General features: G+C 56.4%; 22 protein-coding genes. 19 read left to right on the forward strand and 3 right to left on the reverse strand.

Features of this window, described 5'->3' with window-relative positions; genetic code table 11:
- Positions 1–6 precede the first annotated feature (6 nt).
- From H6815_08765 to H6815_08825, 13 genes are all read left to right on the forward strand, one after another.
- On the forward strand, positions 7–288 hold the full coding sequence (locus tag H6815_08765) for a hypothetical protein (protein MCB9860534.1): 282 nt from the start codon (positions 7–9) through the stop codon (positions 286–288).
- Positions 289–356: 68 nt separating this feature from the next.
- Entirely contained in the window at positions 357–656 is a 300-nt protein-coding gene (gene fliE, locus H6815_08770; protein ID MCB9860535.1) for a flagellar hook-basal body complex protein FliE, read from the forward strand.
- A gap of 204 nt (positions 657–860) precedes the next feature.
- Complete coding sequence (locus H6815_08775) at positions 861–2,600, forward strand: hypothetical protein (protein ID MCB9860536.1); 1,740 nt, start codon at positions 861–863, stop codon at positions 2,598–2,600.
- A 16-nt stretch (positions 2,601–2,616) separates the two neighbouring features.
- Positions 2,617–3,654, forward strand: coding sequence for a flagellar motor switch protein FliG (gene fliG, locus H6815_08780; GenBank protein ID MCB9860537.1), 1,038 nt, complete (start codon positions 2,617–2,619; stop codon positions 3,652–3,654).
- 12 nt (positions 3,655–3,666) lie between these two features.
- On the forward strand, positions 3,667–4,404 hold the full coding sequence (locus tag H6815_08785) for a hypothetical protein (protein MCB9860538.1): 738 nt from the start codon (positions 3,667–3,669) through the stop codon (positions 4,402–4,404).
- Positions 4,397–5,752: a FliI/YscN family ATPase gene (locus H6815_08790; GenBank protein MCB9860539.1), complete on the forward strand. Its 1,356-nt coding sequence runs from the start codon at positions 4,397–4,399 to the stop codon at positions 5,750–5,752. Before H6815_08785 ends, H6815_08790 begins: the two co-directional genes overlap by 8 nt.
- On the forward strand, positions 5,752–6,240 hold the full coding sequence (locus tag H6815_08795) for a flagellar FliJ family protein (protein ID MCB9860540.1): 489 nt from the start codon (positions 5,752–5,754) through the stop codon (positions 6,238–6,240). Before H6815_08790 ends, H6815_08795 begins: the two co-directional genes overlap by 1 nt.
- Positions 6,237–7,022 (forward strand): hypothetical protein, encoded by a 786-nt coding sequence (locus H6815_08800; protein ID MCB9860541.1) that lies wholly within the window; start codon positions 6,237–6,239, stop codon positions 7,020–7,022. The genes H6815_08795 and H6815_08800 overlap by 4 nt, the downstream gene beginning before the upstream one ends.
- Positions 6,982–8,319, forward strand: a complete 1,338-nt coding sequence (locus H6815_08805; protein ID MCB9860542.1) for a flagellar hook-length control protein FliK — start codon at positions 6,982–6,984, stop codon at positions 8,317–8,319. Before H6815_08800 ends, H6815_08805 begins: the two co-directional genes overlap by 41 nt.
- Positions 8,320–8,350: 31 nt before the next feature.
- On the forward strand, positions 8,351–8,782 hold the full coding sequence (locus tag H6815_08810) for a hypothetical protein (GenBank protein MCB9860543.1): 432 nt from the start codon (positions 8,351–8,353) through the stop codon (positions 8,780–8,782).
- Entirely contained in the window at positions 8,779–9,201 is a 423-nt protein-coding gene (locus H6815_08815) for a hypothetical protein (GenBank protein ID MCB9860544.1), read from the forward strand. The genes H6815_08810 and H6815_08815 overlap by 4 nt, the downstream gene beginning before the upstream one ends.
- Before the next feature lie 111 nt (positions 9,202–9,312).
- A complete protein-coding gene (locus tag H6815_08820; protein MCB9860545.1) occupies positions 9,313–11,040 on the forward strand; it encodes a flagellar hook-basal body complex protein in 1,728 nt (575 codons plus the stop codon).
- Between the two features lie 21 nt (positions 11,041–11,061).
- Complete coding sequence (locus H6815_08825) at positions 11,062–11,259, forward strand: flagellar FlbD family protein (GenBank protein MCB9860546.1); 198 nt, start codon at positions 11,062–11,064, stop codon at positions 11,257–11,259.
- A 426-nt stretch (positions 11,260–11,685) separates the two neighbouring features.
- Here the strand turns inward: H6815_08825 and H6815_08830 are convergent, their stop codons facing one another.
- Together H6815_08830 and H6815_08835 are read right to left on the reverse strand one after the other, a co-directional pair.
- Entirely contained in the window at positions 11,686–11,958 is a 273-nt protein-coding gene (locus H6815_08830; GenBank protein ID MCB9860547.1) for a hypothetical protein, read from the reverse strand.
- Between the two features lie 2 nt (positions 11,959–11,960).
- Positions 11,961–12,293 (reverse strand): nucleotide pyrophosphohydrolase, encoded by a 333-nt coding sequence (locus tag H6815_08835; protein MCB9860548.1) that lies wholly within the window; start codon positions 12,291–12,293, stop codon positions 11,961–11,963.
- 137 nt (positions 12,294–12,430) lie between these two features.
- On the opposite strand from H6815_08835, the gene H6815_08840 reads away from it, so the two are divergent.
- Entirely contained in the window at positions 12,431–12,817 is a 387-nt protein-coding gene (locus tag H6815_08840) for a 30S ribosomal protein S12 (protein MCB9860549.1), read from the forward strand.
- A gap of 126 nt (positions 12,818–12,943) precedes the next feature.
- A complete protein-coding gene (rpsG, locus tag H6815_08845) occupies positions 12,944–13,444 on the forward strand; it encodes a 30S ribosomal protein S7 (protein ID MCB9860550.1) in 501 nt (166 codons plus the stop codon).
- A gap of 98 nt (positions 13,445–13,542) precedes the next feature.
- Here rpsG and H6815_08850 read toward each other — a convergent pair whose 3' ends face one another.
- Positions 13,543–14,388, reverse strand: a complete 846-nt coding sequence (locus H6815_08850) for a sulfite exporter TauE/SafE family protein (GenBank protein MCB9860551.1) — start codon at positions 14,386–14,388, stop codon at positions 13,543–13,545.
- Between the two features lie 537 nt (positions 14,389–14,925).
- On the opposite strand from H6815_08850, the gene H6815_08855 reads away from it, so the two are divergent.
- The 4 genes from H6815_08855 to thrS all read left to right on the forward strand — a co-directional run bounded on the left by H6815_08855 (position 14,926) and on the right by thrS (position 22,051).
- Complete coding sequence (locus H6815_08855) at positions 14,926–15,645, forward strand: hypothetical protein (GenBank protein ID MCB9860552.1); 720 nt, start codon at positions 14,926–14,928, stop codon at positions 15,643–15,645.
- A 65-nt stretch (positions 15,646–15,710) separates the two neighbouring features.
- Positions 15,711–16,580, forward strand: a complete 870-nt coding sequence (locus tag H6815_08860; GenBank protein ID MCB9860553.1) for a hypothetical protein — start codon at positions 15,711–15,713, stop codon at positions 16,578–16,580.
- 140 nt (positions 16,581–16,720) lie between these two features.
- The gene (locus tag H6815_08865; GenBank protein ID MCB9860554.1) at positions 16,721–19,702 is read left to right on the forward strand and encodes an insulinase family protein; all 2,982 of its coding nucleotides are present in this window, start codon (positions 16,721–16,723) and stop codon (positions 19,700–19,702) included.
- Between the two features lie 228 nt (positions 19,703–19,930).
- The gene (gene thrS, locus H6815_08870; protein ID MCB9860555.1) at positions 19,931–22,051 is read left to right on the forward strand and encodes a threonine--tRNA ligase; all 2,121 of its coding nucleotides are present in this window, start codon (positions 19,931–19,933) and stop codon (positions 22,049–22,051) included.
- Positions 22,052–22,308 lie beyond the last annotated feature (257 nt).

Below are 22,308 nucleotides of genomic sequence, written 5' to 3' on the forward strand. Positions count from 1 at the left end.
GATCTGATGGGTGATCCACTCGGCATCATCAGTGCGTTACAGGCTGCATCGAAGCCCGATCAGGCAAAGCGGCAGGCCGCGTCCGATCCGGATGCGTTCAAAGCACAGCTGCGCGCGCAGATTGATCAACTCGCAAAGCTCGAGCAGATGGTCAGTAACTCCGCCCAGGCGGTTGCGGAGCACAAGCCGGACGCGATTGCGAAGGTTGAGCAAGGACTCAACAGCGCTGAGGAAGCGCTGAAGTTGCTGGGCTCAATGGCGCAGCTTCGGATCAGCGGGACAAAGTAAATGGGTGTTTGCACAGCAGTCGGGGATCGTTGCTGTATTGAAGCGTGTGAGATGGGCGGAGCCCGGACATGATTGACTCACTTGGGCTGATCGGCAGCCCGACAACTTCTCAGGTGCAGAGCGCTCGCGTGCAGGTTCCTTCTGGAGCCGCGTCGTTCGTTGATTCACTCAAACGGAATATCGAGCACGTTGATGAGATGCAGCAGGGAGCAGCGCTAGCCCAGGAAGAGTTGATGTCGGGGATGCGCGACGATGTTGAGGGAGTCATGATCGAGACGCAGAAGGCAGATACCGCATTCAGGATGCTGCTTGCGCTGCGAAACAAGCTTGTCGAAGCCTACCAGGAGCTTCAGCAACTCCGCGTGTGAGTATATTGTGACATGGTGTTTCAAATACCACCATGCCAGGGATTCCTCTGGCGTGGCAATGGTTGCTCTATCTCATTATGGAGACAGGTCTTGTGTCGATTTTTGCGCTCCAGCGCAATATCAGAACCCTGTATCCTTTTTCTTGCGCGAAAGTGTGCTGATTGAACCGAGAATCAGCAGGCAACCCGGCGGAGCTGGGACAGGATGTCGTACAGGCAGCAGGAGGCGGCCGACTTGAAGCAGTTGCGGATCATGATGGACAATGTCCAGAAGCACTTTGGAAGTGTTTCACCAACGGCGCGGTTGCTGCTCGCGTCACTGGCGGTCATTGTCATCATGGGCCTGTTTCTTGTTCGACAGTACTCGTCAAAGCCGACCTACGTTCCGCTCTTTCCTACGACCCAGGATGCAGCAACGATTGATCAGGTATCCGGCTTTCTTGAATCATCAAATATTCCACACGAGATCAAGGGCAGCGAGTTGCTTGTGCCCGCTGATGACCGCAGGTACGTGCTGAGCAAGCTTGGCGAGCAGCAACTGCTTCCAGCAGACACATCGATTCTTTTTACAAACTTGCTCGACAAGCAGACCATGTGGCAGACCAGCCAGCAGCACAGACAGGCAAGCAACATCGCACTGATGAACGAACTCTCCCGCTGGATTACCCAATGGGATAACGTTGAAAAGGCGAACGTCTTTATCGATGTGCCGGACAGGCAGAGTCTTGGTGATCCACGTACACGAGGAACTGCGTCCGTCACGGTCAAAACGCGTTCCGGCACGTTGTCGCAATCTACTGTGGACGCGATCGCTTCCTTCGTTGCAGGTTCCAAGGCTGGACTGAATCCAGAAGATGTGCGCGTGATCGATGCGAGGACAAGTCGACAGTACAGTGCGCGATCCGAAGATGATGCGATTGCTGGTACATACCTGGAGCACCAGACCAAGATTGAGAACCAGGTCAGAGAAAAGCTGCTTGATCTTCTGGCGTTTGTGCCGGGTGTCACGGTTGCAGTTTCCGCCCAGGTGGACGTGACGCGCAGCACGACAGAGCAGCGCTCGTACAGTCCCAGTGGCGAGGGAACAGTCTCTCTGAAGCAGAAGACGAGCACGGATTCGCAATCATCGTCGTCATCCCGACCTCGCACGGGCACAGGTCTGACAGCAAACGTGTCCGACGACCCAACACTTGGTTCTGGCTCCAGCGGCTCTTCGACAGAGGGCGCTGTCGACGAAAAAACATACGAAAATCAGTTCGGATACACACACACATCAAGCATTGATCCAGGCGGTCGCGCAACACGCCTTGTTGCGTCAATCAATGTTCCCCGCGGGTGGTACGCGACGATTGCTCCCGGTGTCACGCGCGACGAAGACTTCGACCCAACCGCTCCAGACGTTATCACGCAGGTTGAGCAGGCATTTGCAACAGCACTCAAGCCGGAAATCGAAAGCCTTATTCTGCCACACCTGACCATAGTGGACGGAACGAGTGGTGCATCGTCAGAAGGGATTGTGAGCGTATCGCTCATTCCAATTGACACGGTGCCAGAAGTGATGGGATCGGGTGCGAGTGATCAAGCTGCAGGGGTGACCGGCATGGTGAGCACACTCGCATCGCGCGGGATGATTGAGAAGGCAGTGCTTGGCGTGCTCGCCGTTGTATCGCTGTTCATGATGGTGGGTATGGTGAAGAAAGCAGGCAAGAGGGTTGAGTTGCCGCCGATCGAGGAGTTGGTAGGCATCCCGCCATCGCTGCTTGCCGAGTCTGATCTTGTTGGTGAAGCGGGCGAGTCCGATGGCGTGCTTGAAGCTGTTGAAGTTGCCGACGATGAGTTCGAGTCGACGCGCATGCTCGAGCAGATTCGTGAACTCGTGAAAAACCAGCCCGATGATGTTTCGAATGTCATCCGCCGATGGGTTAACGAGGATCGTTTGACGTAAGAAGCGAGGACTCACAATGGCACGCAAACCGCACGAACCACTTCCCGAAAGCATTGGCGATCTGGGAGGTCTGACAAAGGCAGCCATCATGGTGCTTGCTATTGGACGCGATGATGCTGCTGGGCTTCTGCGCAAAATGGAGTACGAAGAGGTTGAGGAACTCTCGCGCGAGCTTGCAAGTCTCGGATCAGTGACATCCGATCTGCGGAATGGTGTTGTACGTGAGTTTTATGATCAGACACTCGCGAGCAAGTTTGTTGGAGAGGGAAATCTTGACTTTGCAAAGACGCTTCTACAGAACTCGATGGATCCAACACAGGCTGAACGCATGGTTGCACAGATCCAGACACAGGTGCAGAAGTCACCGTTCAGCTTTCTTCAGCGCGCAGAGTCGGACAGCTTGTTGACGTTTATCCAGGATGAGCACCCGCAGACCATTGCGTTGGTTGTATGCCATTTGCCACACCATAAGGCCGCAGAAGTCATCGTTGGCCTCCCAATGAAGAAGCAGCTTGAGGTGATCAAGCGCATCGCGAACATGGACCAGACGAATCCGGAAGTGATTCGCGAGGTTGAGCAGGGGCTCGAACAGCGTCTGAGCAACATGCTCAGCCAGTCGATGGAAAAGGCTGGTGGAGTCGAGACCGTTGCAGAAATTCTGAACCTTGCCGATCGTTCCAGTGAGAAGACGATAATGGAAGGACTGGAAGTCGATGACCCTGATCTGGTCGAGTCGATCCGCAGGCTCATGTTCGTCTTCGAGGATGTCAAGCTCGTCAACGACAAGGGCATCCAGAACGTGCTCAAGGAGATCGACAACAACGAGCTTGCGGTTGCACTCAAGACAGCATCGGAGGATCTCAAGAAGAAGATCTTCTCAAACATGTCAGAGCGTGCAGCCCAGCTTATCCAGGAGGAAATGGAGTTCATGGGACCGGTGCGTGTCTCCGATGTCGAGAGTGCGCAGCAGCGCATCGTGGACGTGGTGCGCAGGCTCGAAGAGTCCGGCGATGTCATGATCCAAGGACGCGGTACGGACGACATGATCGTTTGATTGGTGGTGCGCATGACGGTGATCCGCAATCCAGTGGCAGAGCAGGTCGTGCGAGATGCCATCGGTCTGCGCCTTGACGATATCGCGAGGCAGGCGCACGCGCTGCGCGAAGCTGCGGAACAGCAGGCACTCGAAACCATCGAAGCCGCAGGGAGAGAGCGTGAGCGTCTTATCTCAACCGCACGAGAGGAGGGGTACAAACGAGGATTCGAGCAGGGACAGATCGATGGACTGGCGCAAGGGAAAGAACGTGGTGTGATACAGGCGCACGAGGAAGCAAGCGACAATATCGCAGCAATGTGCCACGCATGGTCGCAGGCGGTTGGTCGGTTCGAGGCGGCGTGCGCAGATGCGATGACACAGGCCAGGCAGGACCTTGTTGCGTTCGCTGTCATGCTTGCTTCACGAGTTGTGCAGCGCGTTGTTGAGCACGACCCGTCAACTATTGAGAACATTCTCGACAACGCACTCCAACATATTGTGAAAGCCACCGCCGTCGTTATTCGAACGGATACTGCTTCGGGTGATGTGCTGTACAGGGCATCGGAGGATATAGCGAGCAGGCTCGGACACGATACGGCAGTTCGCATTGAGGTTGATGAGTCACTTCCACGCGGGTCTTGTGTCATCCGGACAAGCGCAGGAACAGAGGTTGACGCATCTATTGGCACACAACTCGATCGCCTTGCTGAAGTGATAGTGCCCGGGCTTGATCTGCACGCAGACCAAACGGAGCGCGTTGATGGTTGACCTCTTCGATGCGCCATCATCGCTTGCCCAACACTGCGAGACGATTGCGGTGAGTGGCATTGTGTCCGCGGTGCGAGGGCTCACACTCGAGGTATCCGGTCTGATTGCGCCCGTGGGCACGCTGGTCTCGATCGGATGTGATCGATCAGAGGGCGCTACAGCGTGTGTACGCGGTGAGGTTGTTGGTTTGCAAAGCGCCCATGCTATTGTGATGCTGCTGTCAGATGCAACAGGTGTTCGGGTAGGCCAGCGTGTTCGTGCGGAAGCCGCGGGTATGGTGCAGTGTGTTGGCATCTCCATGCTCGGTCGCGTGCTCAACGCAATGGGGGATCCCATCGACGATGGAAGTCCGCTGACCGATCTTGTACCTGTGCCATTGAAGCCTGCACCGCTGCATGCGATGCGACGGGCGAGAATCTCACAACCGATTCGCACGGGTGTTCGGGCGATTGATCTCATGGCACCGATGGGTAGAGGCCAGCGACTTGGTATCTTTGCCGGGCCGGGTGTCGGTAAGTCATCGCTGCTCGGACAGATCGCAACACAATCAGATGCGGACGCGAACGTCATCGCGTTGATTGGCGAACGCGGTCGTGAGGTTCGGGAGTTCGTTGAAGATAGTCTGGGGGATGGTCTGCAGCGATCTGTTGTGGTTGTTGCAACCGGCGATGAAACACCGACGTTGCGAGTTCGTGCCGCGCTGCTCGCCTGTTCTGCTGCGGAGTATCTTCGTGACTGCGGCATGAACGTGATGCTGATGATGGATTCGATCACGCGACTTGCGCACGCACAGCGTCAGATCGGGCTCGCAGCCGGCGAGCCGCCAACCATGCGAGGGTATACACCAAGTGTGTTCTCGCTGATGGCTTCGATCATGGAACGTGCTGGCGCTGTCGAGAAAAGCGAAGCAACACAGTCAGGATCAATCACCGGGCTCTACACGATTCTGATGGAGGGCGATGATACGACGGAGCCGGTATCGGATGCTGCACGGGGCATTCTGGACGGCCACATCATGTTGTCACGCAAGCTGGCGCAGCGGGCACACTATCCCGCAATCGACGTTCTTGACAGTGTCAGCCGTCTCACAAACCAGATTGCTGAAAAATCGCATGTCATCGTGCGGAATGAGATCGTAAAACTCATTGCAAAGTACCGCGAGATTGAGGAACTCGTACAGATCGGCGCGTATGCGAAAGGGTCGGACCCGATTGCAGACAGGGCGATCGCGCTGATGCCGTCGATCGACTCGGTCCTGATGCAGTCCATGGAGGAACGCGAGAGCTTTGAGCACATGCTTGGAAGAGCAGCGCAAGCAGTCACATCGGACCTTGGAGGATCAGAGTAATGCCGAAGTTTCGTTTCTCCATGGAATCGGTGTTGAAAGTGCGAACGCACAACGAGCGGGAATGTCTGCTCGTGTTTTCGCAATGCGAACATTTGCGTCAGCAGGCAGCTGAGCGATTGCAACTCGCACGCGAAGATGAGCGAATTGCGCAGGAGGTGCAGCGAGATCTTGCGGCGACCGCATCCGATGCGGAGGATCTGCGATCACTTCGTCAGCAGAGTGTCGCGATCCGTGCGATTCGTGCACGAGTTGCGCAGCTCGAAGACGAGTTGGGTGATGCGGTTGCCGGCGTTGAGCGTGCTCGCGATCTGCTTGCAGAGGCGGCGAAAGAGCGCATGGCAATTGAACAACTGCGAGATCGACGAAAATCGGCATGGCTGAAGGAACTGCAGCACAAGGAAACGCTGCAGATTGACGATGCGGTGCAGGCATTACGAGCTGTTGAACGGATTGCGAATGCCAGCAGCACTGTGGAGGAATCGGCATGAAGAATGTGTGGAATGTCATGTGTGTGCTGGCGGTTGCGAATCTGATCGCGATTGTGCTCGGTGTCGGCTGGCTCGCAGCAAGCGGCAGACTCAATGCCGATCGTGTCAATGCGATCAAATCCGTCTTTGGCCAGACTATTGCTGAGGAAGACACAGAAAAGGCAAAGGAAGCAAAGGCCCAGCAAGCGCTCGCACGAGCAGAGGCAGAAGCCGAACTGAGCTCGAGTCTCGGCGAGGGTGAACTCGATTCGGGCGAGCCGATCGATGCGGCGACATTGCTGAATGTCAAACTCGAGTTATCAGAGATGGACCATCAACGTCAACAGCGGCTTGAGCGAGACCTACGCACGATGGGTGATCAGCTTGCGATGAGAGAAAACACCCTGAAGGATTTGCTTGACAAGATCAATCAACGCCAGAAAGCATTCGAGCAGCAACAGAAGGACATTGCTGAAACAGTTGGTATCAAACAGTTCAAAAAAACACTCGCAACACTCTCAGAAATGAAGCCAGCGGATGCAACACAGATTCTGCTCAACATGCATAACGGTTCAAACCTCATTGAGGGGAGTTCTCTTGATGCAGAGATGCAGATGGTGACAGTACTAAACGGATTGGAAGATGACTTTCGCGCGCAGATACTGACCCAGATTCTCGGACAGGACGAGCAGTTGGCAGGCCGATTGCTCAAGCAACTCCAGACGTTCGGGCAAGCCGTGCCCGAGCAGGGAGTTGTAACGAATGCAAGTGTTCCTGAATCCGCAGGTCCAGACCCCTTCTGATGCCATTACTGCTGTCGGCAGCGCAGGCAGTGCCCAACTTGATGCAAAGACTGCGTTGCGGCCGTCGTTTGATGCGCTTCTTGATGTCGTGTCAACAGCGTCCGCATCTTCAGCGACTGCGCTCAACCAGCACGAGCAGCACGCTGCTTCGGGTGCAGCAGGTGCGGAGTTCGGCATCTTTGACGATTCCGGTCGCGCAGATCGTGCGCAGCAGCTTCGTGATGAGCGCGCAAAGCACGACATGGATTCTGCGTCTGATATGCGAGATGCGACACAAGCACAGATGCAGTCAGAGCCGGTTCGTCGCGCCTCGTTTGATCGATCCTCGACAGAGCCCGCCTTGCAACGATCCGTCGCAAAGCAAGCCGCAGAATCGTGGATGGACAAACCTGCGACTGAGATGCTCACACAACGTGCCGAAGAATCTACAACACTACAGGCAACTCTATCAAGTGGTTCGCGGCATGTGTCTGATTCAACAGCAAGCCAGTCTCAGCACATTGCTGTTGCGCCAGGACAGATCCAAACCAGTTCACAACCAGTAAGCATCGCGAATATGCAGTCACATGTTGCTGCAAGTGCGTCTGCAGTGAAACCGGTTGAAGCGAATAGTGGTGGGGCTGGTGCGCAGCACTCAAATGGTTCGACCGGTTCGAGTGGTCACCACAGCTTGAGCACATCATCGCAACTCACGAATAAAGCCATGTTCCAGCTGAAATCGGCTGGTGCATCGAAGTCCGCAGCTTCGCCAGAACAAGCAGATCGCATGACAGCGCAGGTCAAGGGAGCACTCGGACAGATGCTTAAGGGGCGTGGCGGCAACGTCATGATCCAGCTCACGCCGGAGACGCTCGGTACCGTCAAGGTGCAACTTCAACTGCACCATGGCAGTGCAAAGGCGACCATCGAAACATCCACGCAGCACGCATACGACGCACTGACACAGACTGTGGACCAACTTAAGCAGTCGCTCGAAGAACGCAATGTGCGCGTCGAGTCGATCGAGGTCAGACTGGTATCGTCCGGCGAGAAGCACGCTGTGAGTGAGCCAACTGCGCAACAGAATACACAGCAGGATGTAGATGCACGCCACGGGAATACAGACGGGCAGTTCCAGGATCAGAACCATACAAACGGAAACGGGCGTGGCAGGACGCAGCAGCAGTTTTCAGCTTCCGAGTTGATCGAGCCGGAGACTGGCCCGGCGTTTGCGTTTGAGCCCGAGCAGTTCGTCAGTGCGCACACGGTGCGCGATGACATGGGGCAGGTTCGTCTCGCTCTGGACGCATTGGCATAACGATCGGCACTAACACAGACAGGAACACATCATGGACCCTGTGCAATCAACATCATCAAGCATCAGCAGCAATCAGAACGCAAACCGGTTCAGCGAGCTGACCAACGACGAGTTCGTGAACATCATCACGACCGAACTCGCCAACCAGGACCCGCTCAAGCCGAGTGATACAAGCGCATTGCTCCAGCAGATTTCAGATCTTCGCTCGATCCAGACAGATATGGACCTTGGCGGCAGACTCGATGCACTGGTGAGCCAGAACGAAATGGCATCCGCGTCGTCACTCATCGGATCGCAGGTGACCGGCATTGCCAGCGACGGTTCACTCGCCGAGGGTGTGGTCAAGACGGTTGTGCGTGACAACGAAGGACCGGTGCTGCGATTGAGTTCCGGGCAATCCTTGATGTTCAAGCAGGTGCATGAGATCAATGCGCCGGAAGTTATTGCAGGGGGTGCGCAATGATTCCACTTGCGGCAGCAGGGTTGATTGGTGGAGCGGTGCAGATCGCAAAGACGATCTTCGGCGGCGAATCGCATGCAAAGCCAGCCTCATCATCGTTTGAGCAACTGCTCGCAAAGGCGAAGGAGTCGTTCGGCAGCAGCGGTCTCGGTGTAACGGTGGAACCGTCGCTGGGTGTTCACCTCTCAGCCGAGCAGATGGAGAAGCTCGCGCAGCTGACAGACCATGCTGATGCTCGTGGCGTGACATCATTGCTCGTGCAGCACGGCGATATGTCGTACGTCGTCGATGTTGCACGCAGACAGATCGTTGCAAAGGGCGACGCAGCAACACCACCAGCATTGCGTGTTGACGGGTTCGCGTCTCTTGAGGTGTCAGCACAACAGGATGATGTGGTGCCGATGCCGTCGTTTGGAATCTGAGTTCGGTTTGTCGTACAGCGGCGGAGCTGCTGAAACACAGTGCGAGGATCGCACACTTTGTAGATCGTCAGTGAAGACACTGGCACGTTTCAGGAAAGCAGGTACGCTCGTATGACCTCGACTTCTGCCATGTTTGCCGGGTTGTCCGGACTGTCTGTGCATTCACGCACGATGGAGGTAATTGGCAACAACATCTCCAACGTGAACACGCCAGCATTCAAGACGAGCAGGATGAACTTCGAAACGCAGATGTCCCGTGTGTACCGCGGTGCGAGTGCGCCCGCTGATACGACCGGCGGTACAAACCCGTACGAGATCGGCCAGGGTGCCGCCGTCGCTGGGACATCGCGCATGATGACGCAGGGGCAACTCAACGGGACGGGGAATCCAAACGATCTTGCGATTGATGGAGAGGGGTTCTTTGTTGTCGATGGCGGTAACGACGATCTGGAGTTCACGCGTGCTGGTGCGCTCGGTGTGGACGGCGATCAGTATCTCACGACCGTTGCTGGGCAGCGCGTGCTCGGGTACGGCACCGATGCAGACTTTGTCATCGACAAGGGGACGCTGCAGGACATCCAGATTCCAATCGGTGGAAGGTATCTTGCCGAAGCGACCACCGAAGTTCGCATCGCTGGCAATCTAAATGCGGCTGGCGATCTTTCGATGGCGGGGAGTCTGCTCAATATTGGTATTGGCGCAACGAGCGCGCTCGGGCTTGTCGGCGGTGGTGTTGCAACGCTGACAAGCGCATTGACATCCATCGCAAACGCATCGCAGCCAACCACACCAATGTTTGAGGAAGGCCAGTTCATCGAGTTACAGGGAGCACGCAAGGGTTCGGCGTCCGTGCCTGATTCGCGCATGGAGATCGGCGCAGCAACAACAGTGCAGGATCTGATCGATTATCTCTCGACCGCACTGGGTGTCCGCACGACGGTTGCAAACCCCGACGGCACCACGCCCGGCGGCACCGTTGACGCAACGACTGGCGCAATCTCGCTTATTGGTAACTCCGGCTCAGAGAACAACCTCGATCTGCAGTCGAACGACATCCGTCTGCTTGATGAGAACGGCGTACTGATCGCCCAGCCGTTCGGTGTGCAACAGGCGCAGGAGGCAACCGGCGAGAGCGTTCGCACGAACTTCGTTGCGTACGACTCGCTCGGCAACGAGGTTGACATTGTCACGACGCTCTCGCTTGAAGCGAAAACAAATCAGGGCACAACGTGGCGCTACTGGATCGATTCGCACGACGGCACGCCGGGCGAGCCTGCATTGACAACAGGACTGCTGCAGTTCGACACATCCGGCCGTCCGGTGAACAACCTGCCTGTGACAGTCAGCGTGAATCGCGACGACACGGGCGCAGCAACGCCGCTCACGTTCTCGATGTTCTTCGGCGGCGATACCGGCGCGATGACATCGCTTGTTGATGTGAACTCGGCGATCTCAACACCGTATCGTGACGGACGCCAGACCGGCGTGCTCGAAGCGTTCGGCGTGGAGTTTGATGGCACCATTACTGGCTCATTCTCGAATGGACTCACACGCACACTCGGTCAGATCCCGCTCGCGATGTTCACCAACCCAGCGGGTTTGACTGAGGTGGGGCAGAACAGCTTCCGCGAGTCGATCAACTCGGGTGCGCCGCAGGTGGTCGACGCCCAGACAGCGGGTTCCGGCAACATCGTGTCGGGTTCGCTTGAACAATCAAACGTCGACCTTGGCAAGGAGTTCATCGGACTGATCCTGACGTCGACCGGATATTCGGCCTCGTCGCGTGTGATCCGCACGTCGGACGAACTGCTCCAGCAACTGCTCTCCATCAGCATCTGATGACGAACTGAGGTATCCGGCATGATCGCACTCACACGGCTCTCCGGCGAAAAGTTTGTGCTGAACTGCGAGTTGATCCGCACGATCGAGGAACGACCCGATACCGTCATTACGCTGGTGTCGGGTGACCGCATGGTCGTAAAGGAGTCGTCCAAGGAAGTGATCGGCCGCGTGATCGACTATGGCAGGCACCTACGCCGTTTGCTGCCGCCGAGTTGAAGAGATTGATATACAACGTCCCCGAGCTTGCGCTCGGGGCTCGTTTCTCAGTATCGTTTTGGGTGCCATGGTCACGCTTGTGTGACCATGATTATGCGAGCATTTGTTGCAGATGCATTTAGCGCATAGAAAGTCAGAGTTGTTGAGCGCGGAACAAAGTCAGGAGCGTGGGGCGTCTCGCCCCACGTGGGCATCGCGGTGGCGCGGGCATCTTGCCCGCGAAGGTATGTTACTTCAAGCGGGCTGGAAGCCCGCTCCACCAGTGTTTGGAAAGCCCCGGACTCCTGTGTGTTTGCATTGCTAATGTATGCCCCGGTGCCACTGCGTTGTCGCATCGCGACACGCAGTGCCAGACTTCGCATCCGCAGCACTGGTACTCGCACGCGCGAGATACCAGTGGCACCGAGCCAAGTTGAAATAGACTTTTCACTCAACTGGTCGCAGAGAGTCGCTCTTCTTTGCCTGCTTCTTTTCTCTCCACATCGCGAGCAGGATCAGCACTGTCAACGCGCATACCTCTGCACCAACCCACAACCCGACTTGAAGAATCGAGTTCTCTATCTCGAAGAAGTAGAGAGAACCAATTACACACAGTGCGACGAACAACTGCGAGCCAATAAGTCCGAATGCAAAGTACGGATCAACCGGGTCTTTCAGCCCTCCAATGAGTTCGTCCGATTGGGGGATGTTCCTGGTCATCCTCAGTCCTTCACACCCTCGACCCGACCAGGCGTGGTGTACTTCTCGATCGCGGTCGCGAAATCGACCTTTGTGATATTGGCAAGCGTCGCCAGCCACGCCAGCACATCCGCAAACTCTTCTTCGAGATTGGCCCGCTGGGCTTGCGTCGGCTCGCGGTTCGGGCGGGAGTTGTCGTGGAGAGCGGTTGCCAGCTCGCCCACCTCCTCCATCAGCAGCATGAATGTGCCCTCAACTCCCCGAGCGGAGTCTGTCGCGAAGTATCGGTCATGGATAAGTTTCTGGAAGCCGTGGAGTGTGGTTGGATCGAGGGTCGGGTCATGGTCGGTATGCATTGGGTATTGTATCGAGCCTGATGGGGCCTCCTCGATTTGCCCCTCGGAGCACCCGGCCCTATCATCTCGGCCCGAGTCGTACCGGAATCAGGTCTCGGTAGTTTTTCCACGTTATGACCACAGACTGAAACACGCCCATGCCAACGATCAACCAGCTTGTCCGCAAACCTCGCAAGATTCAGACCGCAAAGTCAAAGGTCCGCGATATCGATCGCTGTCCGCAGCGTCGCGGCAACTGTCTGATCGTCAAGACACTCACGCCCAAGAAGCCCAACTCTGCGCTCCGTAAGGTTGCGCGTGTGCGTCTGAGCAACGGCAAGGAAGTAACCGCGTACATTGGTGGCGAGGGCCACAACCTGCAGGAGCACTCGATCGTGCTCGTGCGTGGCGGTCGTGTGCGTGATCTGCCCGGTGTCCGCTACCACATCGTCCGCGGGGCGCTCGATTGCCTTGGTGTTGATGATCGCAAGCAGGCACGCTCGAAGTACGGTGCCAAGGTCAAGGCAACCGTCGGCAAGAAGTAATCAGTTCCATCTGCGCCTCTGTTTGTGTGGCGCGATGATGTTTCCATTCACGTTGGCAAGTAACTACTTTATGTCGAAGTGGTGAACACAGTCCGCATGTGCGGGCAGATGAGCCAGGAGAACACAATGGCCGGCCGTATTACAAAGAGTGAAGATCAGCTTCGTCCAGACCCCGTCTACAGCGACAAGCGGGTGGCGAAGTTTATTAACTGCCTTATGCTCGATGGCAAGAAGTCCGTTGCGGAACGCGTAATGTACGATGCGATGGACACGATCGCATCGCGTCTGAAGAAGGACGACGCGTGGGCAGAGCACAAGCCGGAGAACGAACTCCAGCTGTTCCATCAGGCGATTGATAATGTCATGCCGTATGTTGAGGTTCGGTCCAAGCGCGTTGGTGGTGCAAACTATCAGGTGCCGATGTCCGTCAAGCCACACCGCCAGCAGTCGCTCGCGTTCCGCTGGATCCTTGCTGCATCACGCGGCGAGAAGGGGCGTCCTATGGCTCGCCGTCTCGCGGATGAGCTCTACGCAGCGGCCAAGCGCGAGGGCAAAGCCATGTCCACACGCGATCAGGTCCACCGTATGGCAGACGCGAACAAGGCCTTCGCGCACTTTGCCAACTGAGTCTGACAGATTCGACTCGCAAAAAAACGAAGCGGTTGGGTACTCACGCAGGTGCCTAACCGTTTTTCTTTGGAGTCAAACATGCCGAGGCGTCAGCGCTAAAACACACCCAGCATCTTCAGTGCACCGACGATGAGCAGCACACTGATAATGACGCGCACAGTTTGTAGCGGGAGTTTGTGCATGAGATGGGCGCCGAACCATGCGCCAACCGATGCGGTTGGGCCCATGAGTATCGCGTATGTCAGTGCTTCTGACGCTTCACGGCCATGCTCTGGCGCGAGGTTCCAGAGCTTGAGTGCCGAACCGACGAGTGCAGTCAAGCACATGACCGCGCTGCTCGTTCCGATCGCTTGCCGTAAAGGGAGTCGCAATGCGATCAGGAGCAGCGGCACCATAATCAGCCCGCCTCCAATCCCCAGTAGTCCGGCAATCAGCCCTGTCAATGCGCCGATACCGATGATTGGTGCGACTGCAATGCGATGTTGCATCTGCTGGGACTGCTCTTCCTGCGCAGAGGCTTCCGGGTTGTGCTTCCTTTGCTGGTATCGCTGCCATGCGCGCCACAGGTTCGTTATGCTGTAGATCATCATGAACACCGCGAGTGCGTTCTTCAGGTGCGATCCCTCAATCCGATCTGACAAGAGCACGCCGACAAGAATTGCACACATCATGGTCGGGATGAGATACCGTGCAACATCAAGCCGAACAACCTTGCTCTTGTGATGTCGGAGGGCTGACGGTGCTGCAACGAGAAAGTTCACGACCATTGCCGCTGCCATAAAGACATGCTGCTGTGTGTGTGCGTCGTCGTCGTAGCCGAGCAGGAAGATCAATCCTGGGATCATGATAAGCGAACCGCCGATACCTGCGAGCCCGCCGATCAGCCCTGCGCTCATGCCAAGCAGTGCAATCTCAAAGGCTTCGATGGCGGTGACATGCATGAGGAGCGTGTTTCTGTTTGTGCAAAGATGATGTATCGCTGAACTGACTCAATCGTCGTCCTGCATGCGGACACTTTCGAGATTGCGTCTGAAAGAAAAGTTATTCTTGGCCAGGGTGTGATCCCACACGCGTCCTTCATCGGGGTGGTGGTATTCAGATTATGTTATTGGACGGAAACTGGATTTGCTGTTCGTGGATTGCGTCTGTGTTATCTCACAGGTGATATATGTAACCGGCTTGATCAGAACAAGTTATCGCACACCACGCTGATGTTGAAAACATGTCTGCAATGTCCGCGAGCCATCCCGCACAGAGCATGAGATGCGCACAAGTTGCGCGACCTGACCAATGGCGATTGATTCACGGTGCAGATTGGTCGATCTTGTGTGCAAGCCGGGGTATGGTTTTCCACATCTCGTAAGAGATTTATGAAGATGCTCCGCGTCTGAAACTGGTTGGCAGCTTGCGTTGCGCGGGCACATCGCGTGGTGGCGATGGTTCGATGAGTTGCAGGCGCACATGGAGGAATGGTGGTGGTGGTAACCAAAGATCAGAAACTGCGCTGCGCTTGCAGTGCGCGATGGAAGCCCTTTGTGGAACCCGTTGCGTACGGCGTGCTTGCTGTGCTCGTGGCTGGGAGCGCGATCGCAACAAAGGAACTCGGGCATAACAACGGTGCCCAGCCGCTCGCTGCGATTGAGCGTGTCGAGACACACACACCAGTTATCAGCGAGTCTGGACTTGGCTCACATATCGTGCTCGCATCGCACGAGAGCACCATCGAAACGCACAACATTGATGTTCCCGATGTTGAGATTGCTCTGGACAACGAGACAGTGCAGGAAGAAACAGTCGAAGCATCCACCGAGGAGATTCGCTGGTTCAATGGCAGACCCGTCAGGCAGGCCCGCACCGTGAAGATGCGTGTGACTGCATATGCGCCCGATCACAGATCGTGCGGCCCGTTTGCTGATGGCAAAACCGCGACACTCCATTCTGTTGATACGAACGGCGGCGCGCTCGTTGCAGCAGATCCCAAACTATTCTCGTACGGCACGATGCTGACAGTGCCCGGATACGACAATGATCAGATCGTTCCCGTACTCGATTGTGGCGGCGCGATAAAGGGGCACAAGCTTGACGTGCTGTTCCCGACGCATCGCGAGGCCCGCAAGTGGGGCGTTCGTGAGGTCGAGGTCGTTGTGTGGGAGTATGCCGACGATCTGCCCGCTCCGAACGTGCGCGAGCTTCGGTAATCAGAGAACTTTGCGCACCTATCTGAAATCCAAGCGAGTAGTGGTTTTTCTCCGATAAATCTCGCATGAGAACGCTTGCTTCATTGGTCACTGTTGCGATTGTCTGCGCAGTTGCATCAGGTCAGTCGAGTACGTCTAATCTGCAGACAGAATCGCAGCTGCGAGATGCAGAGGCGAATGCTGTTGATACTCGTGTCATCGTGCCCGATGTGCATGCCGATCGAACAGTGCAGGTGATTGCGTCGCAGACATCGCACGGGTACGAGGGATGGGTGATCCCGTCGACTGTTCCGAGCGTATGGATCGACACAGGGGAAGGACCCGGTTGTGTGCAGTCGATCTCAGTTCGAATCTCAGATGCAAGATCACAACTGCGCGCGATACAAACACTTTCCGCGCTGTCATTGATAATCGAGACCGACACGTATCAGGCGGCGTGCGTGCGTTTGATAGATCTTGTGCCCGGCCGTGGCGATGTGTTCGGTTCGTGGCCTGTGACGTACGACAACGACACGATGATGCTCAACCTGACATTGAAGATGCAATACCGGTTTCTGATGCGCGTTGGTTTCATACTGCATGGTGAAAGCGCGGTTGGCCTTTCCGCAACCGTTGTCACAAGCGAGGAAGATTCTGTGCCCGGATACGTGCGTCTGGTTGATCTGTCGCATGTAGACCATCAGACTGGTGCAGAACGTGGTATTGTCATCTACGGAACCGGTCAACTTCTGGGGATGCAACTGCAATCATCAAGCGTGCTGGATCAGCTGCAGTGCTTGGCTGATGACGCGCTTGTTTCGCTTCATGCTGGACAACCGATCGATTTTGATGTACAGATCGCGTTGCAACTGGATCGGTATACGCTGAATACCGCGTCCGAGACACTGCGTGGTGTTGCGATTGTCAGGGTGGACTCGCTCGAGTCGGATCTGTAATCGCGACAGGATGTACCGAGACGCGCATCCTGCAGCTTTGAGGTGCTGGTCGGTCGGGTGCTATCCTTTGTGCTGTATCGTTGCGATACGCACGAGGAACCAGAACGCATGAACTGGCGTGAAAACCGGAGAGAACATCCATGTCCAGAAGAACGTTGTGCCAGCGGATGTCAACTGCCGCTGCGAAGTACGCCATGCTTGCGCTGGTGCTCGTATGCACGGGGCATCGCGTGACAGCTCAGAATCAGGGAACAGCGAACAACGCCGCTGATGAACACATAACGCTTGCGCCGGTATCAGTGATCGTCCATTCATTGCCCGAGGACACACGGTATGTGCGGGGCACGCTTGAGTCCGGCGTGTCGTACGTTGTGCTCTCACATGATCACCCACCGAAGCGCGCGTCCATCTGGCTCCACATCAGGACTGGATCACTCAACGAACTTGATTCACAACGAGGCATCGCACATTTTCTGGAGCACATGGCGTTCAACGGATCGGAGAACTTTCCTCCCGGCTCCGTGATTCCGTTCTTTGAGGAACTCGGGCTCACGTTCGGCCGTCACCAGAATGCGATGACCGGGTTTGCAGATACGCGATACACGCTTGCGCTACCGGACAACTCGATGGAGATGTTCGACAAAGGTCTGTTGTTCCTGTCAGATGTTGCTGGCAGGCTGACACTCCCGGCAGAGGAGATAGAGAAGGAACGAGGCGTGATTCTTGAGGAGAAACGCACGCGACTTGGCGCACAACAGCGCATGTTTGAGAAGATACTTGAGGATATCTCACCCGGATCAAGATTCGGTCAGCGATTGCCTATCGGGACCGAGGAACGTCTGCTGAACATGCAGCGCGATGACTTTGCGGCGTACTACAAGAAATGGTACGTGCCTGAGAACATGACGGTCATTGCGGTGGGGGACATCAACGAGCAGCAGATGGTCGATGCGATCTCCAGAGCCTTCTCCGGACCGGAAAGCCCATGGCCCAACCGGCAAACGGTAAAAGCACCAGAGCCGCTCGATCCTGGCATCGTCGTGCCTGAGCAGAGTCGTTCGAAGGTATACACCGACCCGGAGTTGCAGCGTGCAACAGTCATGCTTGCTCAAGTAAAGGACCCCAAGGGAGCGATTGTCTCCGAAGAGCAGTACCGCCAGGATCTTGTTCGCGCGGTGGGTACGATGACCTTCAACCGCCGAATCTCGGGCATGATCTCGCTGGGTGAACTGAAAATCCTCAATGCAAGTGTTTCGAGCGAGGATCTCTTCAGCGCATTACAGTGGACACTCGTAGAGGCATCCTGTGAGCCCGATCGCTGGCAGGATACACTGACGAGTATTGCTACGGAGTTGCAGCGAGCCAGACTCCATGGGTTCTCTCAGCGTGAGATCGACGACACGGTTCAGTCCATCATGGCTGTTGCTGAGGCGGGCGTACGCAATGAGCCCGACATGCAGGCGGGCGCGATTCTTTCAATGCTAACCGCAAAGGTGCTGATTCGTGAGCCGATCATGAGTGCGCAACAGCACCTTGATCTGATGCGGGAACTCCTTCCGACCATCACAGCGGATGAAATCGCATCTGCGTTCCGTGAACTCTACGACTTCTCGACTGTTGATATAACGCTGCAGATCCCCGAGAGCACATCAAAGCCCGCAGAAGATTCGGTGCTTGAACTCGCGACAACAGCACTTCAGTCTGCGCCAGAACCACGCATCCAGCAGGATCGCCCGAGCGATCTGCTGCCGATAAAGCCTGCGCCGGGTGAGATCGTTGGCGATATTGAGAATCATCAGGCATCACATGTGACGAGCTTCTGGCTGTCCAATGGTGCCCGCGTGCATTACAGGTTCATGGATACGGAGCAGGATCGTGTGATCGTGCGCGTGGGACTTGCTGGCGGGAAGATTCAAGAGGATGCAGCAACACATGGGCTGACCGAGTCGGGCGCACTGGCTCTGCAGCGTCCGGCGACAGAGAGACTGACATCAGTCAATGTTCGCGATCTGCTCAGCGGCACCACGGTGCGAGGACGCACCTTTGTTGGCGATGACATGGTCACACTGGAAACAACAGCATCGCCGGTTGATATTGAGACAGCGCTGGAGTTTCTCCACGTGCTTCTGACAGGTGCGAAAGTTGAGCAGGCAACATTTGACAACTGGAAAACGATTCGCGGCCAGATGATCGACCAGACGGAAAAAGATCCTCAGGCGATGCTCTCAAGGACCCTCTTTGAAACACTTTACCCGAAGGACGATGTTCGTACAAAGCAACTTACACGCGAGGAACTCGCGTCGGTGACTGCTGACCGTGCTCAGGAATGGTTGAGTGCATTGCTGCATGGTGCTCCGCTTGAAATCAGCTTTGTTGGCAACATCCCGCTTGACGAGGTCGAGCGTCTGGCGACGCAATACCTTGCGACACTTCCTCCGCGTGAACGCATCAGTACGTCGACACTATCAACGCTTCGCGTGCTCCCCGCACCGGACTGGTCGTGTGAGGTGGTTCAGCCGGTTGACACTGTGACGCTGCAGTCCGTTGTCGTTGTCGGGTTCTTTGGTGCGGATGCGAACAATCTGCTCGACTCCAGCGCGATGGATGTTGCGTCAAAGATCATGACGACACGCCTGACCAAGCGTGTGCGCGAGGAACTGCAACTGGTGTACGGCATGCAGGCGTCGATGGCGCCGTCGATCGCATATCCGGGGTACGGTGTGTTTATCGCGTTTGCACCATCGACAGAGCCGTCAAAGGCAACGCTGCTCGCCGACGAGGTGCAGTCGATGTTCAACGAGTTTGCGACGAACGGCCCGACCGCAGAAGAGGTTTCGATAGCAGCGACACAGATTGCCAACATCATGAACGAGAACGAATCCCAGCCGGGATACTGGATGGGGAGGATCTCGCAGATCGACTATCGCGGTCGCGCGCTTGATGATGTCATGTCCGAGGATGAACTGGTTCGTGGTCTGACTCGCGAACAGGTGCAGGATGTGTTTGCGAAGTATCACAACGCCAGCCAACCGATCCGCATCATCATCGGGCCGGCCTCTGAAATGACCACTTCATCGGACGATAACACAACCGATGGAGCATCAGACAGCACGAACCGATAGCATTCTGACAGGGGCGTGTTTGCCTTTGACGGATACAGATGCTAATCTGGAGCACATGATGTATCGGCTGGACACAACAACCACAAGCACGAGGAGCACTGGCGGGTAACGGCCGAACCCGTACAGGCAGTGTGTCAATTCCAAGCGCTCGGCCGAAAAGCCGGGCGTTTTTCGTTTGGATTCTCGCAGAAGGTTACGATCAGACGCACATTCATCGGAGCAGCACACATGGCAATCTCGATCACACTTCCAGATGGTTCTGTACGAAACTACGACGCGCCCGTAACCGCTGCGCAGGTTGCGATGGACATCGGGCCCGGGCTTGCAAAGGCGGCGCTCGCGTGCAAAGTTGATGGCGAGATGATGGACCTTGCGACACTGCTCGATAAGGACTGCCATCTCGGTATTGTGACTGAGAAGCGACGCACTGCGGACGGCTTGAATGAGCCCGATCCGGAAGCACTGTTGCTGCTGCGTCATTCGTGCGCACATGTGATGGCTGAAGCGATCCAACGCATCGTGCCCGAGGCGCAGCTCGTGTATGGCCCGCCACTGGAGACCGGGTTCTATTACGACATCAGATTCCCCGACGACCGCCCATTGCGCGAGGGTGACTTCGAGCAGATCGAAAAGGAAATGGAAGCCATCGTTGCCGAGGATCGCCAGTTCACGCGATATGAACTTGCAGCCAGTGATGGCATGAGCAAGCTCCAGTCCGAGGGGTCAAAGTACAAGATCGATAACGCAGAGCAGGCGATCAACAAGGCTGGTGCAACTGCGCTGTCGTTCTACGCGACAGGGGAGCCAGGAAAAAACTGGGAAGACCTGTGTCGTGGGCCGCACGTGCCATCCACAGGAAAAATCGGCGCATTCAAGATGATGAGTCTTGCAAGCTCGTACTGGCACGGCGACGAGAACTCCGACAGGCTCACACGTGTGTATGGCACCGCGTTCTTCCGCAAGAAAGACCTCGAGACGCATCTCAATCTTCTCGAAGAAGCAAAGCAGCGCGACCATCGCGTGATCGGCAAGAAGCTGCGGCTGTTCCATATCGACGACGCTGTGGGGCAGGGGCTCATTCTGTGGACACCCGCTGGCGCGGTGATCCGCCAGGAACTGCAAACATTCATCTCGGAGGAGCTGCGCAAGCAGGGATACCACCAGATCTTTACACCGCACATAGGCAAGCTCGAACTTTACAAGACGAGCGGCCACTTCCCGTATTACGCCGATTCCCAGTTCCCGCCGCTTGTCGAGCGCGACGACCTCGCTGCGATGGCAACCGAGGGATGCTCGTGCGCGGAACTCTCAAACCGCATGAGCGAGGGTGACATCGACGGGTACATGCTCAAGCCGATGAACTGCCCGCACCACATCAAGGTGTTTGACTCGCAGCCGCACTCATATCGTGATCTGCCGGTGCGTCTTGCCGAGTTCGGCACGGTGTACCGATGGGAGCAGTCGGGCGAACTGTCGGGCATGCTGCGCGTACGCAGCTTCACGCAGGACGATGCGCATCTGTTCTGCACGGAGGATCAGATCGGCCAGGAAGTGCTCGGATGTCTGTCGCTCGTCCGCATCATCTTCGAGACGCTGGGTATGGAGAACTATCGCGTTCGTGTCGGATTGCGCGATCCGGATTCTTCCAAGTACACGGGCGATCCGTCAAACTGGGACAAAGCAGAAGCCGCGTGCATCGAGGCAGCGCGCGCGCTCGGTGCGCCGTTCACACAAGAGCCCGGTGAGGCAGCGTTCTATGGTCCCAAGATCGACTTCGTGGTTAAGGACGTCATCGGACGCGAATGGCAGCTCGGCACCGTGCAGGTCGATTACAACCTGCCGATCAGGTTCGATCTGTCGTACATCGGTCCGGACAATCAGCCGCATCGCCCTGTGATGATCCATCGTGCGCCGTTCGGCTCAATGGAACGGTTCTGCGGGTTCCTGATCGAGCACTTTGCCGGTTCGTTCCCGACGTGGCTTGCGCCGGAACAGGTGCGCGTGCTCCCGATCTCTGAAAAGTCGAGCGATTACGCAGAGCGCGTGCTTGCCGATCTCAGGAACGTCGGCGTGCGCGCGACGATGGACCTTTCAGGCGAGCGCATCCAAGCGAAGATCCGCGATGCGACGGAATGGAAGATCCCGTACCTGCTCATCGTCGGGCCTCGCGACGCGGAGAACGAGAACGTGTCCGTGCGCGCACGGGGCATCCAGAAGGACCTTGGCGCAATGAAACTGGCAGAGTTCGTGGATGGGATCGCAGCTGAGATCCGCACGCGCGGCGAGACCTCAATCCTCGAAACGATGATGCCCGGAGGGACCAGAGAAGTAAAACTGCACAACGGATGAAACCCAGCCTGACATGCCGATAGTCGCCGATGGAGGCGGCGTATGGACCCACGCACATCGCTGATAGTGACTGTCACGCTTTGGCTTGCAGGAGTTATTGTGTGTGCAACTTTGCTGGTTCTGCGTTCCCGCAGCGTGCCAGTTGGAACTCAACACAGTTGTCCCGGACCAAAGCGATCATGGTATATGGGTATGCTCTCAGTGGTGCGGGTTGTGTCCCGATCTCGGTGTGGTTACAACCTGAGTGGGTTACCTGC

It is taken from the genome of Phycisphaeraceae bacterium (assembly GCA_020639155.1).
In the GTDB taxonomy this organism is placed as follows: domain Bacteria; phylum Planctomycetota; class Phycisphaerae; order Phycisphaerales; family UBA1924; genus JACKHF01.

Bases quoted from the DNA above. Each gene is read 5' to 3' on its own strand.
- H6815_08860 (MCB9860553.1), top strand. From the start codon at position 15,711: ATGAGAACGCTTGCTTCATTGGTCACTGTTGCGATTGTCTGCGCAGTT.
- H6815_08805 (MCB9860542.1), top strand. From the start codon at position 6,982: ATGCAAGTGTTCCTGAATCCGCAGGTCCAGACCCCTTCTGATGCCATT.
- H6815_08795 (MCB9860540.1), top strand. From the start codon at position 5,752: ATGCCGAAGTTTCGTTTCTCCATGGAATCGGTGTTGAAAGTGCGAACG.
- fliG (MCB9860537.1), top strand. From the start codon at position 2,617: ATGGCACGCAAACCGCACGAACCACTTCCCGAAAGCATTGGCGATCTG.
- H6815_08830 (MCB9860547.1), bottom strand. From the start codon at position 11,958: ATGACCAGGAACATCCCCCAATCGGACGAACTCATTGGAGGGCTGAAA.
- H6815_08790 (MCB9860539.1), top strand. From the start codon at position 4,397: ATGGTTGACCTCTTCGATGCGCCATCATCGCTTGCCCAACACTGCGAG.
- H6815_08765 (MCB9860534.1), top strand. From the start codon at position 7: ATGGGTGATCCACTCGGCATCATCAGTGCGTTACAGGCTGCATCGAAG.
- H6815_08840 (MCB9860549.1), top strand. From the start codon at position 12,431: ATGCCAACGATCAACCAGCTTGTCCGCAAACCTCGCAAGATTCAGACC.
- H6815_08850 (MCB9860551.1), bottom strand. From the start codon at position 14,388: ATGCATGTCACCGCCATCGAAGCCTTTGAGATTGCACTGCTTGGCATG.
- H6815_08825 (MCB9860546.1), top strand. From the start codon at position 11,062: ATGATCGCACTCACACGGCTCTCCGGCGAAAAGTTTGTGCTGAACTGC.
- H6815_08775 (MCB9860536.1), top strand. From the start codon at position 861: ATGTCGTACAGGCAGCAGGAGGCGGCCGACTTGAAGCAGTTGCGGATC.
- H6815_08820 (MCB9860545.1), top strand. From the start codon at position 9,313: ATGACCTCGACTTCTGCCATGTTTGCCGGGTTGTCCGGACTGTCTGTG.
- H6815_08835 (MCB9860548.1), bottom strand. From the start codon at position 12,293: ATGCATACCGACCATGACCCGACCCTCGATCCAACCACACTCCACGGC.
- H6815_08785 (MCB9860538.1), top strand. From the start codon at position 3,667: ATGACGGTGATCCGCAATCCAGTGGCAGAGCAGGTCGTGCGAGATGCC.
- H6815_08800 (MCB9860541.1), top strand. From the start codon at position 6,237: ATGAAGAATGTGTGGAATGTCATGTGTGTGCTGGCGGTTGCGAATCTG.
- H6815_08865 (MCB9860554.1), top strand. From the start codon at position 16,721: ATGTCCAGAAGAACGTTGTGCCAGCGGATGTCAACTGCCGCTGCGAAG.
- rpsG (MCB9860550.1), top strand. From the start codon at position 12,944: ATGGCCGGCCGTATTACAAAGAGTGAAGATCAGCTTCGTCCAGACCCC.
- fliE (MCB9860535.1), top strand. From the start codon at position 357: ATGATTGACTCACTTGGGCTGATCGGCAGCCCGACAACTTCTCAGGTG.
- thrS (MCB9860555.1), top strand. From the start codon at position 19,931: ATGGCAATCTCGATCACACTTCCAGATGGTTCTGTACGAAACTACGAC.
- H6815_08815 (MCB9860544.1), top strand. From the start codon at position 8,779: ATGATTCCACTTGCGGCAGCAGGGTTGATTGGTGGAGCGGTGCAGATC.
- H6815_08810 (MCB9860543.1), top strand. From the start codon at position 8,351: ATGGACCCTGTGCAATCAACATCATCAAGCATCAGCAGCAATCAGAAC.